Source organism: Serpentinimonas raichei (genome assembly GCF_000828895.1).
Lineage (GTDB): Bacteria > Pseudomonadota > Gammaproteobacteria > Burkholderiales > Burkholderiaceae_C > Serpentinimonas > Serpentinimonas raichei.
In genome coordinates this window covers 1,930,475-1,947,224 of record NZ_AP014568.1, presented here as the reverse complement: position 1 = coordinate 1,947,224, position 16,750 = coordinate 1,930,475, and the positions used below count along the sequence as shown (strand labels likewise).

Genomic DNA, 16,750 nt, shown 5'->3' with positions numbered 1-16,750 from the left:
GGGGTCAAAGCCCGTAACTTGCCATGAACCTGCAACTGGATAGGCTGGTCAGCCCGGCCCCTGTGGCGGCCACGCCCGTCAAGGCCGACCAAGCCAACCAAGCGGCTGCGCCCCTGCGCCACCCACAGGCCAACCGCGAATGCCTGCTCGATGGGCAGCCTGTGGGCTACCGCTTCGAGCGCGCCCAGCGCAAAACGCTGGCCTTGCGCGTCTGCCCCCAAGGCCTGACGGTGCGTGCCCCCAGCCGCTTGGCGCAGGCCGAGGTGGAGCGCTTTTTGCTCAGCAAGGCGCGCTGGATACTCGGTAAATTGCAGCAGGTGCAGGCGCATACGGTGCCTGACCAAGCCCCCACGCCGGAGCAACTGGCGGCGCGCTGGCGCACCGGGGCCACGGTGGACTACCTCGGTCAGCCGCTGCCGCTGCGGCTGGAGCCGGCAGCGGACTTGGCTAGCGGCAGCGCCCGCTTGATTGAAGGCGGCTTGCAGCTGGCGCTGACCCCCGAGAGCGCACCCGAGCGCGTACGCAGCGCCGTCTATGCCTGGTTGCAGCGCAGCGCCTACAGCCTGTATGTGCAGCGCTTGCAACACTTTGCGCCGCAGCTCGGGGTGCAGTGGCGCAGCCTCAAGCTCTCCAACGCCGGCACGCGCTGGGGCAGCGCCAAGGCCGACGGCAGCCTGCGCCTGCACTGGCGGCTGATCCAGCTCGAGGCGCATTTGATCGACTACGTGGTGGTGCACGAACTGGCGCACCTGCGCGAGATGAACCACAGCCCGGCCTTTTGGCAGCTGGTGCAAGGGGTGTTGCCGGACCAGCTCGAACGCCGGCGTGCCCTCAAGCAGGTGCAACTGGCCAGCGATTAAACCGCGGGCTGCTGGGGTGCGCGTGCCAGCGCCCACGCTTGCATGGCTTCGGGTGAAAGAGGGCGGCTGAAAAAATAGCCTTGGGCTTCGTCGCAGCCGTGCTCGCGCAGCCAAGCCAGTTGCTCCGCCGTTTCCACCCCTTCGGCCACGGTGCGCATGCCGAGGTGATCGGCCAGCCCGATGATGGCGCGCACGATGGCGCGGTCGTCCGGGTCCAGGTGCAGGTCGCGCACAAAGCTTTGGTCGATTTTGAGCCGGCCCACCTTGAAGCGCTTGAGGTAGCTGAGCGACGAGTAGCCAGTGCCGAAGTCGTCGATGGCAATGGGAATTTGCAGCTGCCGCAAGCCCTCAAGGGTGTTGATCGAGCCTTGCGGGTTGATCATGGCGCAGCTTTCGGTGAGCTCGATTTCCAGCCGTTGCGCCGGCAGGCCGCTTTCATGCAGGAGCTGCCCGATCCGCTCGGCCAGCCGCAGGTCGCGAAATTGCACCGCTGACAGATTGACGGCGACCGTCAAAGCCCCCAAGCCGGCGGCGTCCCAGCGCTGCAACTGCTGCAAGCCTTGGCGCAGCACCCAATCCCCGATGGGCAGGATGAGGCCGCAGGTCTCGGCGATCGGGATGAACTCGGCCGGTGAAATCGGGCCCAGTTCGGGGTGCTGCCAGCGCAGCAGGGCTTCCACGCCCAGCATCTTCCCGTCGGCCAGCCGCACCTGCGGCTGATAGACCAGCGCCAGTTGCCCGCGCTCCAGCGCCAGCCGCAAATCGTTGCGCAAGCGCAGCGTGCGGCTGCTGTGGGTGCGCAGGGCGGGGGTGAAAAACCTAAACGTGCTGCGGCCCTCTTGTTTGGCCTGGTACATCGCCATGTCGGCGCAGCGTGCCAGCTCGTCGAGCGTATCGCCATCGTGCGGGTACAGGGCGATGCCGACCGAGAGCGTGGCCGTGACCTCGTGGGCGCCGACCACGAGGCTGCAACCCGCTTGTTCGATCAATTTGTCGGCCACGAGGCTCGCGGCGGCTTGGTCGCATTCGGGCAGCAAGAGCACGAACTCGTCTCCGCCTTGGCGTGACAGGGTGTCGCCCGCGCGCACCTGAGCGCTCAGCCGCTGCGCCACCCGCAGCAGCAGTTCGTCGCCGAGGTGGTGGCCCAGGGTGTCGTTGATGTGCTTGAAGTTGTCGAGGTCGATGTACATCAGCGCCATCTGCTGGTGGTGGCGCTGCGCCTGGCTGGCGGCCTGATGAAAGCGGTCATGCAGCAGTTGCCGATTCGGCAAGCCGGTGAGCTGGTCGAAAAAAGCCAAGCGCTCGATCTGCTGCTCGGCCAATTTGCGCTGCGTGATATCTTCTTTGATGCCCACGTAGTGCGTGATGCGCCCGTCGGCTTGCACGATCGGGGCCAGGCGCGCCATCTCGGTGTATTCGCTGCCGTCTTTGCGCCGGTTGATGAGCTCGCCTTCCCAGCGGCGGCCAGAACCCAGCGCCGCCCACATCTCTCGGTAGACCGAGGGCGGGGTTTTGCCCGACTGCAAGAGGCGCGGGTTCTGGCCCAGCACCTCCTGCGCGGTGTAGCCGGTGGCTTGGAAAAAGGCCGCGTTGGCGTACTCGATTTCGGCGTCGAGGTTGGCGATCACGATCGAGGACGGGCTTTGCTCGACCGCCTGCTGCAATTTGAGCAGCTTGTCGAGCGATTGGTGGCGGTCGATCGCCAGCCCGGCCAAGTAGGCGCCGCGCTCCAGGGTGGCCAGATCGGCTGCCGAGGGTGCCCCGATGTGCGGGGTGTAAACGGCAAAGGTGCCCAGCACCTGCCCCTGCGGCCCCTTGATCGGCAGCGACCAGCACGCCGCCAGGCCGTGCGGCAGCGCCAGGTGTTTGTAGTCGGCCCAAAGCGGGTCGGTGGCGATGTCGGGCACGATCACCGCGTGGCCGAGGAAGGCGGCGCTGCCACAGGAGCCCGCCTGGGGGCCGATCGCTAGTCCGTCGATGGCTTGCCGGAAGGCGATGGGCAAGTCGGGGCTGGCGAAGTCGAGCACGGTGCTGGTTTTGAGGTCGAGCAACAGCACGCTGAAGAGGCGGCCGGGCATCAAGGCCTGGTAGCCGCGCACCATGAATTCCAGCAAGGGCTGCAGTTCGATCGGGCCAAGCAGCCGCTCCAGCGTCTGGCGCTCCAGTTCGGCCACCTGCTCTTGCTGTTTGCGCGCGCTGATGTCGAGCAGCACCCCGTGCGCCCAGGTGATGGTGCCGGCGGCGTCGTACTCCATCCAAGTGCGGTCTTCGACCCAGGCCCAGCGCCCGTCGGCGGTGCGCAAGCGATAATGCTGCACGTAATTCTCGACGCCTTGCAGGCGCTTGGCTTCGACCTCGGTGTTGAGTCCGTCCAGGTCGTCGGGGTGCACCAAGTCGAGGTAGCGCAGCTGTTGGCGCATCCAGTCGGCGGCGTGGTAGCCCCACTGGCTGACGTTGTCGCTCACAAAAGCGACCGGGCAGCCCTCGGCCCCCACCCACGTGATGGCCACCACCGGCGAGGCGTTGATGGCCGTAGCCAAAAAACCCGAGCCGGAGTGGCGCGGACCCGGGGCGTAGAGGGCAAGTGGATGGGGCGCTTGCATGGCGGGGGTGCAATGATCAGAATTTCGCTTATGGCATTATGAACCCAATGTGAAACAAGGGCATGACGCCCGCCAACCATGGCCAAAACCAGCTACACCATCGGCGACTTGGCGCGCGAGTTCGACCTCACCACGCGCGCCATCCGCTTTTACGAAGACATGGGCCTGCTGCAACCGCAGCGCACCGGCCCGGCCGGGCGCAGCCGCACTTACAGCGCGCGCGACCGCACCCGGCTCAAGCTCACCCTGCGCGCCAAGCGCCTGGGCTTAAGCCTGTCGCAAGCCAAAGACATCATCGACATGTACGACAGCCCGCGCGACACCGGGCCGCAGTTGCGCAAGTTCCTGGCCGTGCTGGCGCTGCACCGGCGCCAGCTTGAAGAGCAACTGGCCGACCTGCAAGCCAACCTGGACGAGGTGAAGGTGCACGAGAAAGAGGCGCGAGCGCTGCTGACCAAGCTCGAAAAGGGCGGTGCATAATTTACCTTTACGTAAACGTCAACTCGACCGTCTGCGCTCAGCCCAACCAAACCCTAGGAGACCTGCCCATGAACACACTGCCCCAACTGCCCGGCCTGAACTTTATGCTCGGCGACGACATCGACGCCCTGCGCGACGCGGTGCGCAGCTTTGCGCAGGCCGAAATCGCCCCGCGCGCGGCCGAGATCGACCGCAGCGACCAGTTCCCCATGGATTTGTGGCGCAAGATGGGCGACCTGGGCTTGTTGGGCATCACCGTGCCCGAAGCCTACGGCGGTGCCGACATGGGCTACCTGGCGCACATGATCGCCATGGAGGAAATCAGCCGCGCCAGCGCCTCGGTCGGCCTCTCCTACGGCGCGCACTCGAACCTGTGCGTGAACCAGATCAAGCGCAACGGCAGCGAGGCGCAAAAAAGCAAGTACCTGCCCAAGCTGATCAGCGGCGAGCACGTGGGTGCGCTGGCCATGAGCGAGACCGGCGCCGGCTCCGACGTGCTGAGCATGAAGCTGCGCGCGCAAGACCAGGGCGGCTATTACCTGCTCAACGGCAGCAAGATGTGGATCACCAACGGGCCGGACGCCGACACCCTGGTGGTCTATGCGCAAACGTCGGGGCTGGACGGCGAACCCACAGGCGCGCGCCGCCAAATCACCGCTTTCCTGATCGAAAAGGGCATGAAGGGCTTTAGCGTGGCGCAAAAGCTCGACAAGCTGGGCATGCGCGGCAGCCACACCGGCGAGCTGGTGTTCGAGAACGTCGAGGTGCCGGCCGAAAACATCTTGGGCGGCCTGAACCAAGGCGCCAAGGTGCTGATGAGCGGGCTCGACTACGAGCGCGCCGTGCTGGCGGCCGGGCCGATCGGCATCATGCAGGCGGTGTTGGACAACGTCATCCCCTACATCCACGAGCGCAAGCAGTTTGGCCAGAGCATCGGCGAATTCCAGTTGGTGCAAGGCAAGGTGGCTGACATGTACACCGTGCTGCAGGCCGGCCGGGCGTTTTGTTACCAGATCGGCAAGAACCTCGACATGCTGGGTGCCCAGCACGTGCGCCAGGTGCGCAAGGACTGCGCGTCCGTCATTCTGTGGTGCGCCGAACAGGCCACACGCATGGCCAGCGACGGCATCCAGATTTTTGGCGGCAACGGCTACATCAACGACTACCCGCTGGGCCGTTTGTGGCGCGACGCCAAGCTCTACGAGATTGGGGCCGGCACCAGTGAGGTGCGGCGCATGCTGATTGGACGCGAGCTGTTTAACGAAACCCGTTGAGGGCTGGGCCCCGGGCGGTGCGGCGCCGTTTTTATGCTAGTGTGAGGGCTGGCTCGGATCGCCTGTTCCGGCTTCCAGCGGCTGCTGGCTGACCTTTTTTTACCACCGCCCATGTCCACCACCTTGCCGCAACGGCTCGACTCCACGCTGGCGCACGACATTGCACGCGCCATGATCGACGGTTTTGACCGCCATTACCGCCTGTTTCGGGCCGAATCGGCGCGCGCCAAGCACCGTTTCGAAACCCAAGACTGGCACGGCCAGCAGCGCGCCCAGCGCGAGCGCATCGAGTTCTACGACCTGCGCGTAAAGGAATGCGTCACGCGGCTGGAGCGCGAATACCACGCCGCGCAATTGCCGATGGAGGTCTGGCAGCAGATCAAGCTGTTTTATGTGGGCATGCTGGTGGACCACCGCCAGCCCGAACTGGCCGAAACCTTTTTTAATTCGGTCAGCACCAAGATTTTGCACCGCTGCTATTTCCAGAACGACTTTATTTTCGTGCGCCCAGCGGTGAGCACCGAATACCTGGAGCCGCAAGACCCGCAAACCCACACCAGCTACCGCAGCTATTACCCGCAGCGCGAGAATCTGCTGAGCGAGCTGCGCCGCATGGTGCGCGATTTCGGCCTGCGCGCGCCCTTCGAGGATTTCGAGCGCGACACCCAGGCCGTGTACGAGGCGCTGCTGCCCTTGTTTGAGCACGACAAGCTGCGCGCCAATTTCCAGATCCAGGTGCTGCACAGCCTGTTTTACCGCAACAAGGGCGCCTATGCCGTGGGCAAGCTCATCAACGGCTTCCAAGAGCTGCCTTTTGCGCTGCCGATATTGCACAACGACAGCGGCAAACTGCTGATCGACACCCTGCTGCACGGCGAAGACGACCTGCTGATGATATTCAGCTTTGCCCGCGCCTATTTCATGGTTGACATGGAGGTGCCGAGCGCCTACGTGCAATTCCTGCGCAGCATGATGCCGCGCAAGCCGCGGGCCGAATTTTACAATGCGCTGGGTTTGGCCAAGCAGGGCAAGACGCTGTTTTACCGCGATTTTCTCTACCACATGCGGCACAGCACGGATAAATTCCGCATCTCGCCCGGCATCAAGGGCATGGTCATGCTGGTGTTCGACCTGCCCAGCTTCCCCTTTGTGTTCAAGGTCATCAAGGACTTTTATCCGCCGCAAAAAGACACCTCGCGCGAGCAGATCCGGGGCAAATACCAGCTCGTCAAGCAGCACGACCGGGTCGGGCGCATGGCCGATTCGCTCGAATTCGCCGAAGTGGGCTTTCCACGGGCCCGCTTCAACGACGACCTGATCGAGGAAATTAAAAAATTCGCCCCGAGCCAGATCGAAATCAGCGACCGCGACGGCGACGGCACCATCGAGGTGGTGATCAAGCACGTGTACATCGAGCGGCGCATGATTCCGCTCAACATTTATTTGCAAGAAGCCTTTGAGGTGCTGCAAAAAAACCGCGACGACGGCGCCGCCCAGGCGCAGTTGCAGCGCGCCGTGATCGAATACGGCAACGCCATCAAAGACCTGGTAGCAGCCAACATTTTCCCCGGCGACATGCTGTGGAAAAACTTTGGCATCACGCGCCACGGCAAGGTGGTGTTTTACGATTACGACGAAATCGAATACATCACCGATTGCAACTTCCGCCGCGTGCCGCAGGCGCGCAACGAAGACGAGGAAATGAGCGGCGACGTCTGGTACAACGTGGCCAAGAACGACGTGTTCCCCGAAACCTTTGGCCCCTTTTTGCTCAGCAACCCGCGCGTGCGCGAGGTCTTCATGCGCCACCACGCCGATCTGTTGCAAGCCGATTTCTGGCAGGCGCATAAAGAGCGCATCGCCGCCGGGCATGTGCACGATGTGTTCCCCTACGAGCGCGAGCGCCGCTTCGTGGTGCAGCGCGCCCAGCTGGCGGCGCACGCCGCCGCAGCCGCCCCATGACGATAGACGACGCCTTCATGCTCGCCGCCAACGCCGTGACGGTGATCGGCCTGCCCTTTGCCCTCTGGACTTATGTGCAGCAGGCGCGCAAAGAGCGCGAGAACGAGGAAGAAGAGGCCTACCAGCACCTGAGCGACGCCTACAACCAGTTTTTGCAAGTGGTGCTGGCCCATGCCGACTTGCAACTGCGCAGCACGCGCGCGCTGCCCAACCCCAGCGCCGAGCAGCGCGAGCGCATGCTGGTTATTTTCGATATGCTGATCAGCCTGTTCGAGCGCGCCTACCTGGTGGCTTACAAAGAGCCGATGACCCCGACCGAGCAGCGGCGCTGGAACAGTTGGGACGACTACATGCGCGAGTGGTGCCGTCGCGAGGACTTTGCCGCCGCGCTGGAACACCTGCTGCGCGGTGAAGACCCCGACTTTGTGGCCTACATTGAACGCGTGGCGCGTGAGGAACGTGAAACCCAAGAGCCCAAACATGAACACATCTGACCCGATCGTCATCGTATCCGCCGCCCGCACCCCGATGGGCAGTTTGCAGGGCGATTTTGCCGCGCTGGCGGCGCACGACCTCGGCGGGGTGGCCATCGCCGCCGCCGTGCAGCGCGCGGGCATCGCGCCCGAGCTGGTGAGCGAGGTGCTGCTGGGCAACTGCCTCATGGCCGGGCAAGGCCAAGCCCCCGCGCGCCAAGCCGCGTTCAAGGGCGGCCTGCCCGAGAGCGCCGGGGCCGTGACGTTGTCCAAAATGTGCGGCTCCGGGATGCGCGCCGCCATGTTTGCGCACGACATGCTGCTCGCGGGCAGCCACGAGGTGCTCATCGCGGGCGGAATGGAGAGCATGAGCAACGCCCCCTATTTGCTGGCCAAGGCGCGCGGCGGTTACCGCATCGGCCACGACCGGCTGTTTGACCACATGATGCTCGACGGCCTCGAAGACGCCTACGAAGCCGGCCGCAGCATGGGCACCTTTGGCGAAGACTGCGCCGCCCACTACGGCTTTACCCGCGCCCAGCAAGACGCCTTTGCCACCGCCAGCGTGCAGCGCGCCCAGCGCGCCATTCAAGACGGCAGCTTTGCCGCCGAAATCGCCCCGGTCACGCTGCAAGAGCGCAGCGGCGCGCGCGTGGTGCGCATCGATGAAGGGCCGGGCCGCATCAAGCTCGACAAAATCCCCACGCTCAAGCCGGCCTTCAAGAAAGACGGCACCGTGACCGCGGCCAGTAGCTCCAGCATCAACGACGGCGCGGCCGCGCTGCTGCTCATGCGCGCCAGCACGGCGCAGCGGCTGGGGTGCACGCCGCTGGTGCGCGTGGTCGCGCACGCCACCCACGCCCAGGCGCCGCAGTGGTTTTCTACCGCGCCAGTGGGCGCGAGCCAAAAGCTGCTGGCCAAGGCCGGCTGGAGCGCGGAGCAGGTGGACTTGTGGGAAATCAACGAGGCTTTTGCCGTGGTGCCGATGGCGCTGATGCACGAGCTCAAGGTGCCGCACGACAAGGTCAATGTCAACGGCGGCGCCTGCGCACTCGGGCACCCGATTGGGGCCAGCGGCGCGCGCATCCTAGTCACGCTCATTTACGCCATGCGTGCGCGAGCCGCCCGGCGCGGAGTGGCCACGCTGTGCATCGGTGGCGGCGAGGCCACGGCCATGGCGCTGGAACTGTTGTAAAAGGCCACCATGCTGCTCAATGCCGACCAACTGCAAATCCGCGACGCCGTGCGCGCCTTCGCCCAAGAGCAACTGTGGCCACAGGCGGCGGCCTGGGACCAGGGGCACATCTTCCCCAAAGCGGCGCACCAGGGCCTGGCGGCACTGGGCTGCTACGGCATTTGCGTGCCCGAGGAACTCGGCGGCTCCGGGCTCGACACCCTCACGCTGGCGCTGGTGCTGGAAGAAATCGCCGCCGGCGACGGTGGCGTGAGCACCACCATCAGCGTCACCAACTGCCCGGTGAACGCGATTTTGCTGCGCTACGGCAGCGCGGCGCAGCAGCAGCGCTGGCTGCCTGCGTTGGCGCGCGGCGAGCTGCTGGGCGGCTTTTGCCTGACCGAGCCGCAGGCCGGCTCGGATGCCTCCGAGCTGCGCACCCGCGCTGTGCGCACCAGCGACGGCTACCGCCTCGACGGCGTGAAACAGTTCATCACCAGCGGCAAATACGGCGACCTGATGATCGTCATCGCCGTCACCGACCCGGCGGCGGGAAAAAAGGGCCTGAGCGCCTTTCTGGTGCCCACGAACAACCCCGGCTACCTGGTGGAGCGGCTGGAAGACAAAATCGGCCAGCACAGCAGCGACACGGCGCAAATCCGCTTCGAGGGCTGCCGCATCCCGCTCGAGCAGCGCATCGGGGCCGAAGGTGAGGGCTACAAAATCGCCCTCGGTGCGCTCGAAGGCGGGCGCATCGGCATCGCGGCGCAGAGCGTGGGCATGGCGCGCAGCGCGCTCGACTTTGCCATCGGCTACGCCAAAGAGCGGCGCAGCTTTGGCCGCCCGATCATCGAGCACCAGGGCTTGGGCTTCAAGCTCGCCGACTGCGCCACCCGGCTGGAGGCGGCACGGCAACTGGTCTGGCACGCCGCCAGCCTGCGCGACGCCGGCCAGCCCTGCCTCAAAGAGGCCGCCATGGCCAAGCTCTTTGCCAGCGAAACGGCAGAGCAGGTCTGCTCGGCCGCCATCCAAACTCTGGGCGGCTACGGCGTGGTGCGCGACTTTCCGGTGGAGCGCATCTACCGCGATGTGCGCGTCTGCCAAATTTACGAAGGCACCAGCGAGGTGCAAAAAATCCTGATCCAGCGCGCGCTGGCCTCTGCATGAACATCATCATCTTTGGCGCGGGCCGGGTCGGCGAGAGCGTGGCCGAGAGCCTGGTGTCGGAGCACAACGACATCACCGTGATCGACCAAGACCCGCTGCGCGTGCGCGCGCTGGAGGAGCGGCTCGATTTGCGCGGCGTGGTCGGCAACGGCATCCAGCCCTCGGTGCTGCGCGAGGCCGGGGCCAAAGACGCCGACATGGTGATCGCCTGCGCCGCCGCCGACGAGTCCAACTTGGTGGTGTGCAAGATCGCGCACGATATTTTCAACGTGCCCACCACCATCGCCCGCCTGCGCTCGCCCGAGTTCACGGCTGGCGATGCGCTGATGGGCAAGGGCGGTTTTGCGGTCGATCAGGTGATTTGCCCCGAAGAGTCGGTGATGCGCTTCATCCATCAGCTGATCGAGTACCCGGAAGCCCTGCAGGTGCTCGAATTCGCCCAAGGCCAGGTGTGCCTGATCGCGGTGCGCGCCGAGCACGGCGGCGCCTTGGTCGGGCGCACCATCGGGCAGTTCCGCGAACGGCTGCCGCACGTCGAAATGCGCGTGGTGGCGCTGTACCGGCTCGACACCGAGATGGAGGCCACGCGCGACACCCGCATCCTGCCCGGTGACGAGCTGTTCGTGCTCGCCGCCGCCGACCAGATCCGGTTCGTGCTGGCGGCCATCCACACCATCGACAAACCGGTGCTGCGCGTGATGATCGCCGGCGGTGGCCGGGTCGGATTGCGGCTGGCGCGCAGCCTCAGCGGACAGTACCAGGTCAAAGTGATCGAGCACAACCCGCTGCGCTGCGAATACCTGGCCAGCCAACTGCCCTCGAGCACGCTGGTGCTGCGCGGCGACTGCACCGACGAGTCGCTGCTCGAGGAAGAAAACGTGGCCGACATGGACTTGTTCCTCTCGCTCACCAACGACGACGAAGACAACATCATGGCCGCCATGCTGGCCAAGCGGCTGGGGGCGCCGCGCGTGATGGCGCTCATCAACCGCCGCGCCTACGCCGAGATGATGCAGGGCAGCGCAATCGACATCGCCATTTCGCCGGCGCAGACCGTGATCGGCGAGCTGCTCACGCACGTGCGCCGCGGCGACGTGGTGGCGGTGCACAGCCTGCGCCGCGGGGCTGCCGAGGCGCTGGAAGGGGTGGCGCGCGGCGACTTCAAAACCTCCAAGCTGGTCGGGCGCCGGGTCGAACAGGTGGCGCTGCCGCAGGGCGCGCGCTTTGGTGCCATCGTGCGCGGCCAAGGCAAGCAAGCCCAGGTGCTGATGCCGCACCACGACACCCTGATCGAGGCCGAGGACCACGTGGTGATCTTCATCCCGCACAAGCGCCTGGTGCGCGAGGTGGAAAAACTGTTTCAGGTCACGGCCACTTTTTTCGGCTGAAGCGCCGTGCCGCTGCTGCGCATCGCCTCGGTTCTGGGTTGGGTTTTGCTGGCCTTCGGGCTGGCTTTTCTGGTGCCGATCGGGGTTTCGATCGGGCTGGCCGACGGTGCCGGCTGGGCCTTCGTTGGGCCGATGGCGCTGGTGCTGCTGCTCGGTGCGGCGCTGCTGGCGCTGGGCCAGCGCTGGCGCCCGTATCCGGCCAAGGAGCTGGGCGTGCGCGACGGCATCTTGCTGGTCGGCCTGGTCTGGACCCTGCTGCCGGCGCTGGCGGCGCTGCCGCTGATGCTCTATTTCGATGGTGTGGGGCAGCCGCTGAGCTTCACCCGCGCCTACTTCGAGGCCATGTCGGGCCTGACCACCACCGGCTCCACCGTGCTGGTGGGGTTGGACTACCTGCCGGGGGCGATCAACATCTGGCGCGGCTTTTTGCAGTGGCTGGGCGGGATGGGGATTCTGGTGCTGGCGGTGGCCATTTTGCCGCTCATGGGGGCCGGCGGCAGCTCGCTGCTGCGCGCTGAAACCAGCGGCCCGTTCAAAGAGTCGCGCCTGACGCCGCGCATCGCCACCACCGCCAAGGGCTTGTGGAGCGTCTATGCCGCGCTGTCGCTGGCCTGCCTGCTGGCCTACCGCGCCGGGGGCATGTCGTGGTTCGACGCTTGGATGCACATGTTCACCACCATGAGCCTGGGCGGCTTGTCGAATTACGACGCCAGTTTCGGGCATTTCGATTCGGCCACGCTGGAGTGGATCGCCATCGTGTTCATGCTGCTGGCCAGCGGCAGCTTTGCGCTGTACTTTGTGGCCGTGCTCAAGCGCGACCCGGCGCGCATCTGGCGCGACCCCGAATGGCGCGGCACCCAGAGCCTGATGCTGGGTGCGGGCTTGGCCGTGGCCGCGGTGCTGGTTTGGCAGGGTGGGGCGGCGGCCGATCTGGAAACGCTGCGCCGGGCCTTGTTCAATCTGGTCTCGATCGCCTCCACCACCGGCTTCGCCAGCGAAGACTACACCCTCTGGCCGGCTTTTGCGCCGTGGTTGATGCTGCTTTTGTCGGCCTTGGCCACCAGCGCCGGCTCCACCGGGGCCGGCATCAAAATGGCGCGGCTGCTGATCCTGCTCAAGCTGGCTCAGTGCGAACTCAAGCGCATCCTGCACCCGCGCGCGGTGACTCCGATTACAGTCGGCGCTGCCGTGGTGCCGCAAGCGGCGATACAGTCCGTGCTGGCCTTCATGCTGATCTATGGCGCCACCGTGTTGGGCCTGACAATGTTGCTGCTGCTGGGCGGGATGGATTTCGACACCGCCTTCAGCGCCGTGCTGGCCAGCATCAACAACATGGGGCCCGGCTTTGGGGAGGTCGGGCCAGCTGGCAACTACGCCGGCTTGAGCGATTTCAAGCTCTGGGTGTGCGCGCTGGCGATGCTGCTCGGGCGGCTCGAAATTCTGGCTTTTTTGGTTTTGTTTACTAGGGCGTTTTGGCAAAAATGAACGGCTTGTCTGCCCTGTGGTCGATTTTTGGGCCGGTGCTGGCGCTGCTGGCGCGCATCATGATGGCCTTTTCCTTCGCCTTTCTGGTGCCCCTGGCTTGGGGCTGGGCGCTCGATCTGGACTATCTGCGCGCCATCTGGGGCGTGGCGTTTGGCCTGACTTTTGGCAGCGGCCTGCTGCTGCTGTGGCTGACGCGCAACCAGTACCGCGAGCTGCTGCCGCGCGACGGTTTTTTGCTGGTGGTGCTGGTTTGGCTGGTGCTCACGGCTTACGCCGCCTTCCCGCTCTATTGGCTGGTGCCCGATATTTCTTGGAGCCACGCCTATTTTGAGGCCATGAGCGCGCTCACCGCCACCGGCGCCACCGCCCTGAGCGGTCTGGGGGATCTGCCGGTGTCGGTCAACGTCTGGCGCGCCTTTTTGCAGTACATCGGGGGCCTGGGGATCATGCTGCTGGTGGTGGCGGTGCTGCCGCTGCTGGGCCTGGGGGGGATGCAGCTCTACAAGGCCGAAACGCCGGGCCCGATGAAAGACACCAAGTTCACGCCGCGCATTGCCGAGACCGCGCGCGGGCTCTGGCTGATCTATTTTGGCTTTTCGCTGGCCTGTTTGTTGGCCTACCGCTGGGCCGGCATGAGCTGGGCCGATGCCTTCATCCACATGTGCAGCACCATGAGCCTGGGCGGCTTTTCCTCACAGGACGCCAGCATCGGCTACTGGGATTCGGCGGCGGTCGAACTGGTGGCGATTGTTTTTATGGCACTGGCGGGTATCAGCTTTTTGCGCTACTTTCTGGTGCTGCGCACGCTTACGCTGGGCCCGATCGCCAACGACCGCGAAATCCGCAGCTACTTCGTGGTGCTGTTCGGCTCGGTGGCGCTGGTCACGGCCTTGCTCACTGCGCAGCAAGTCGAGACCGATTTCTGGACCGCCCTGCGCAGCAGCGCCTTTCATGTGCTTTCGCTGGCCACCACCACCGGCTACTCCGCCACCGACTACGCGCAGTGGCCGGTGTTCATCGGCGTCTATCTGCTGTTTCTAGGCTGCTTCGTATCGTGCGCCGGCTCTACGGGCGGTGGCATCAAGATGGTGCGCATGGTGCTGCTGGTCAAGCAGGCGCGGCGCGAGCTGGTGCGCATCGTGCACCCGCGCGTGGTCAACCCGGTCACGCTGGGCGGGCAGCGCGTCGCCGCCGCCACGCTCACCACGGTGCTGGGTTTCATGCTGATCTACGGTGCCGCCACGCTGGGCCTGACCTTTATGCTGCTGCTCACCGGGCTGGACATCGTGACCGCCTTTTCCGCCGTGGTGGCCACGCTCAACAACATCGGGCCCGGGCTGGGGCAGGTGGGGCCGGCGCACAACTTTGGCTGGCTGAGCAGCTTTCAGCTTTGGCTGCTCAGCTTTGCCATGCTGCTCGGGCGGCTGGAGCTGCTGACGGTGCTGGTGCTGTTTACGCGCCACTATTGGCGGCGCTGAAAGGCTGGCTGCGGGCCGTCGGTGTAGGCGGGGCATGGGTGCGGGCGGCAGGTTGGCAGCAAGCTTGTAGCAGGCCTGCATCCGGCTATCGAGATAAGTTTTAAGCAATAAAAAAACAATCGAAACCGCAAACAATAAGAACGATTCGCATTTACGATAGGGCCATCGCACCCAACCCTAGGAGTTGCCATGGAACGAGACACCGACTGGCCCGAAGCCGACACCTACCTGCTGCCCGGATCCGAGGCCGTGCTGGCCGCCACCTTGGCGCTCATGACGGGTCATGCCCAGAGCGCCTGCGAGCGCCAGCGCACGGCACTGGCGCACAAAATCCGCCATCTGCTGTTTGCGCTAAGCCAGCAGGCCAGTTTGAGCGATTCGATGCGTGCCATGGTCGGGCGCTTGCACGCCCATTGGCAGGCCTTGCCGCAAAAGCCTGCGCAGCGGGTGCGCCCAAGCGCCTCAGGCCGGGCTGCGCAGGCGCTGATGGCGGTCTGGCCATGAGCGCCGCGACCAACGCCGTGCCTTTGGAGGAGCAACTGGTTTGGCTGCGCCACTTCGCCCAGGTGCAGCAAAGGGTGAGCCAGACGGTGCGCCAGATGGCGGACCGCATCGAAGCCCTAGAGGCCGATTTGCTGCGGCACCGGGCGAAGGCCATCTTGGAGCGAACGGCAAAATGGTGGGCCGTACCCATGCCCATGTCCATGAGCATGCCTAGGCGCTCGAGCCCATTGCAGACGCCAAGGTCTGGTGCGCTGCCATCTGGGTCGCAACGGTCGGCTAACCGCACCGATTGGGCGCTCAAATCCCTGCCGCACACCCCAAGCCAATTGGGTGCTGGCACCCCAGCCCCATGGCCAGAGTCGGACGCGGTGCTGTGTCAAACCGCTTGCGTGGGCCATGCCCACCACTGGCTGCAAGACGACGGCCAGTGCCAGCGCAAAGGCGAGGAGTGCGAGCGCGTGCAAGCGCAAGGCGGTGTCTATGTGCCTAGCGCGTAAAGCCACGGCGGTGTGGCCGCTTGAATCCGCTGCCCAAGGGCAGCGGCCGCTGGTGTTCGAGGTTCCGCCGCTGGACGGCGTCAGCAAGTCCGGCAAGCGCCGGCGCGCCTTGTGGGAGCTGAGCGCCAGCGCTGCCTGTCCGGTGCTGGGGGTCTGTTTGCCCATGTGTGAGCAGCGTACGCTGATGCGCAAGTGCGGCATCGACGTACAAGGGCGCAGCGATTATGAGCTGCACCAGATCGGGGTCTCGGAGTGCCGCCGCCGCACGCCGCTGGCCGAGCGCCTGCAAAAGTGGCTGGATGCCCACTTTGCACTGGAGCTGCGCCAAGTGGCTGATTTTGCCAGCGCCGACGATCTGCGCCAGTGCTGGCAGCAGGCCAAGGGCGAACCCGCGTGGGGCGGGCTGATGTGGGCGCTGCTCACGCACCCAGCCTGTTTGCTCCCGCTGGAGCACGAGATCTTGGGTGATGTGCACATGATGCAGCACCAGGTTGGCATGGTCACGCGCGTCGAGCAGCAGCAGTGGCAGCAACAGCGCAGCCAGTCGGAGCAGCTGCGCGCCGAGCTGGCCGAGCAAAAGGCGCGCGTGCAGCGCCTTTTGCAAGAAGGGCAGCAGCGCCAGCAGCAGGCGCAGTCCGAGATTCAGCGGCTGCGCCAGAGCCTGCTGCAAGCCGAGGCCGAGCAGGAGCGGCTGACGCAGCGCTGCCAGCAACTGCTCGCCGAGCGCCCCGATGCCGGGGCCTTGCAGGCGCTGCGGCTGGAAAACACCGACTTGCGACTGCAGTGCCAGCAGGCCAACCGGGCCTTGCGCGCTGGCGCACGCCCGTGCGGGGTGGCAGCGCCGCCGGGGCTTGCTCAGCCCTGCCTCACCCCTGCGGTGGCGACGAGCTCCAGCGCGGCTGCAAGCCGCTTGTCGGCGTCCGCTATCTCCGAGGCCAGCGCGGAACCTGAGGCGCGGTCCGAGCTGGCGCTAGGCGGTGTCGGCGCAGCACCCACAGCCGATCCAGTCCGTCCAGCGCTGAGCACCAAGATCGCGTGCGTCGGCGGCCGCACGGCGCAATTGCCCGCATTTCGCGAGGTGGTGGAGGCGCACGGCGCACAATTGCTGCACCACGACGGCGGCGACGAACACCACCTGAGTCAGTTGAGTGCCACCTTGGCGGCGGCCGATTGGGTGATCTGCCAAGTGGGCTGCATCAGCCACAACGCCTACTGGCGCGTGAAGGAGCACTGCAAACGCACCGGCAAACCCTGTTTGTACGTGGAAAGCACCAGCCGCAGCGCGCTCGAGCGCGCCATGCAGCGCATCCATACGGCGCAACACGCGCTCGTTTGTCCTGCCAAGCGGCTTGATGTTTGAAGGGCGATGCAGGCACCAGAGCGGTCGGGTTCTGCGGGTGTTGGC

General features: G+C 65.5%; 14 protein-coding genes. 13 read left to right on the top strand and 1 reads right to left on the bottom strand.

Annotated elements, in window-relative coordinates:
• The first annotated feature begins 23 nt into the window (after positions 1–23).
• Positions 24–860: a M48 family metallopeptidase gene (locus tag SRAA_RS09130; protein ID WP_052467539.1), complete on the top strand. Its 837-nt coding sequence runs from the start codon at positions 24–26 to the stop codon at positions 858–860.
• Here SRAA_RS09130 and SRAA_RS09125 read toward each other — a convergent pair.
• Positions 857–3,463, bottom strand: a complete 2,607-nt coding sequence (locus SRAA_RS09125; protein ID WP_052467538.1) for a putative bifunctional diguanylate cyclase/phosphodiesterase — start codon at positions 3,461–3,463, stop codon at positions 857–859. The genes SRAA_RS09130 and SRAA_RS09125 overlap by 4 nt on opposite strands.
• A gap of 78 nt (positions 3,464–3,541) precedes the next feature.
• On the opposite strand from SRAA_RS09125, the gene SRAA_RS09120 reads away from it, so the two are divergent.
• The 12 genes from SRAA_RS09120 (at position 3,542) to SRAA_RS09065 (ending at position 16,705) form a co-directional block, all read left to right on the top strand.
• Entirely contained in the window at positions 3,542–3,943 is a 402-nt protein-coding gene (locus tag SRAA_RS09120; protein ID WP_045532275.1) for a MerR family transcriptional regulator, read from the top strand.
• A gap of 68 nt (positions 3,944–4,011) precedes the next feature.
• The gene (locus tag SRAA_RS09115; protein WP_045532273.1) at positions 4,012–5,217 is read left to right on the top strand and encodes an isovaleryl-CoA dehydrogenase; all 1,206 of its coding nucleotides are present in this window, start codon (positions 4,012–4,014) and stop codon (positions 5,215–5,217) included.
• A gap of 111 nt (positions 5,218–5,328) precedes the next feature.
• Positions 5,329–7,179, top strand: coding sequence for a bifunctional isocitrate dehydrogenase kinase/phosphatase (gene aceK / locus SRAA_RS09110; RefSeq protein WP_045532272.1), 1,851 nt, complete (start codon positions 5,329–5,331; stop codon positions 7,177–7,179).
• Positions 7,176–7,673 carry a hypothetical protein gene (locus SRAA_RS09105; protein ID WP_045532269.1) on the top strand — a complete coding sequence of 166 codons (498 nt, stop codon included), beginning with the start codon at positions 7,176–7,178 and terminating at the stop codon, positions 7,671–7,673. Before aceK ends, SRAA_RS09105 begins: the two co-directional genes overlap by 4 nt.
• On the top strand, positions 7,660–8,847 hold the full coding sequence (locus tag SRAA_RS09100) for an acetyl-CoA C-acyltransferase (protein WP_045532267.1): 1,188 nt from the start codon (positions 7,660–7,662) through the stop codon (positions 8,845–8,847). The genes SRAA_RS09105 and SRAA_RS09100 overlap by 14 nt, the downstream gene beginning before the upstream one ends.
• Positions 8,848–8,856: 9 nt before the next feature.
• Positions 8,857–9,993, top strand: coding sequence for an acyl-CoA dehydrogenase family protein (locus SRAA_RS09095; RefSeq protein ID WP_045532265.1), 1,137 nt, complete (start codon positions 8,857–8,859; stop codon positions 9,991–9,993).
• A complete protein-coding gene (gene trkA, locus SRAA_RS09090; RefSeq protein ID WP_045532264.1) occupies positions 9,990–11,381 on the top strand; it encodes a Trk system potassium transporter TrkA in 1,392 nt (463 codons plus the stop codon). The genes SRAA_RS09095 and trkA overlap by 4 nt, the downstream gene beginning before the upstream one ends.
• Positions 11,382–11,387: 6 nt before the next feature.
• Positions 11,388–12,866, top strand: a complete 1,479-nt coding sequence (locus tag SRAA_RS09085; protein WP_045532262.1) for a TrkH family potassium uptake protein — start codon at positions 11,388–11,390, stop codon at positions 12,864–12,866.
• Positions 12,863–14,344: a TrkH family potassium uptake protein gene (locus SRAA_RS09080; protein ID WP_045532260.1), complete on the top strand. Its 1,482-nt coding sequence runs from the start codon at positions 12,863–12,865 to the stop codon at positions 14,342–14,344. Before SRAA_RS09085 ends, SRAA_RS09080 begins: the two co-directional genes overlap by 4 nt.
• A 189-nt stretch (positions 14,345–14,533) precedes the next feature.
• Positions 14,534–14,848, top strand: a complete 315-nt coding sequence (locus SRAA_RS09075) for a hypothetical protein (RefSeq protein ID WP_052467537.1) — start codon at positions 14,534–14,536, stop codon at positions 14,846–14,848.
• Positions 14,845–15,345, top strand: coding sequence for a hypothetical protein (locus SRAA_RS12520; protein ID WP_045532259.1), 501 nt, complete (start codon positions 14,845–14,847; stop codon positions 15,343–15,345). The genes SRAA_RS09075 and SRAA_RS12520 overlap by 4 nt, the downstream gene beginning before the upstream one ends.
• Positions 15,329–16,705: a DUF2325 domain-containing protein gene (locus SRAA_RS09065; RefSeq protein ID WP_144318745.1), complete on the top strand. Its 1,377-nt coding sequence runs from the start codon at positions 15,329–15,331 to the stop codon at positions 16,703–16,705. Before SRAA_RS12520 ends, SRAA_RS09065 begins: the two co-directional genes overlap by 17 nt.
• The last annotated feature ends 45 nt before the right edge of the window (positions 16,706–16,750 follow it).

Coding starts and splice junctions, on each gene's coding strand:
- SRAA_RS09130 (WP_052467539.1), top strand. CDS start 24: ATGAACCTGCAACTGGATAGGCTGGTCAGCCCGGCCCCTGTGGCGGCC.
- SRAA_RS09125 (WP_052467538.1), bottom strand. CDS start 3,463: ATGCAAGCGCCCCATCCACTTGCCCTCTACGCCCCGGGTCCGCGCCAC.
- SRAA_RS09120 (WP_045532275.1), top strand. CDS start 3,542: ATGGCCAAAACCAGCTACACCATCGGCGACTTGGCGCGCGAGTTCGAC.
- SRAA_RS09115 (WP_045532273.1), top strand. CDS start 4,012: ATGAACACACTGCCCCAACTGCCCGGCCTGAACTTTATGCTCGGCGAC.
- aceK (WP_045532272.1), top strand. CDS start 5,329: ATGTCCACCACCTTGCCGCAACGGCTCGACTCCACGCTGGCGCACGAC.
- SRAA_RS09105 (WP_045532269.1), top strand. CDS start 7,176: ATGACGATAGACGACGCCTTCATGCTCGCCGCCAACGCCGTGACGGTG.
- SRAA_RS09100 (WP_045532267.1), top strand. CDS start 7,660: ATGAACACATCTGACCCGATCGTCATCGTATCCGCCGCCCGCACCCCG.
- SRAA_RS09095 (WP_045532265.1), top strand. CDS start 8,857: ATGCTGCTCAATGCCGACCAACTGCAAATCCGCGACGCCGTGCGCGCC.
- trkA (WP_045532264.1), top strand. CDS start 9,990: ATGAACATCATCATCTTTGGCGCGGGCCGGGTCGGCGAGAGCGTGGCC.
- SRAA_RS09080 (WP_045532260.1), top strand. CDS start 12,863: ATGAACGGCTTGTCTGCCCTGTGGTCGATTTTTGGGCCGGTGCTGGCG.
- SRAA_RS09075 (WP_052467537.1), top strand. CDS start 14,534: ATGGAACGAGACACCGACTGGCCCGAAGCCGACACCTACCTGCTGCCC.
- SRAA_RS12520 (WP_045532259.1), top strand. CDS start 14,845: ATGAGCGCCGCGACCAACGCCGTGCCTTTGGAGGAGCAACTGGTTTGG.
- SRAA_RS09065 (WP_144318745.1), top strand. CDS start 15,329: ATGTGCCTAGCGCGTAAAGCCACGGCGGTGTGGCCGCTTGAATCCGCT.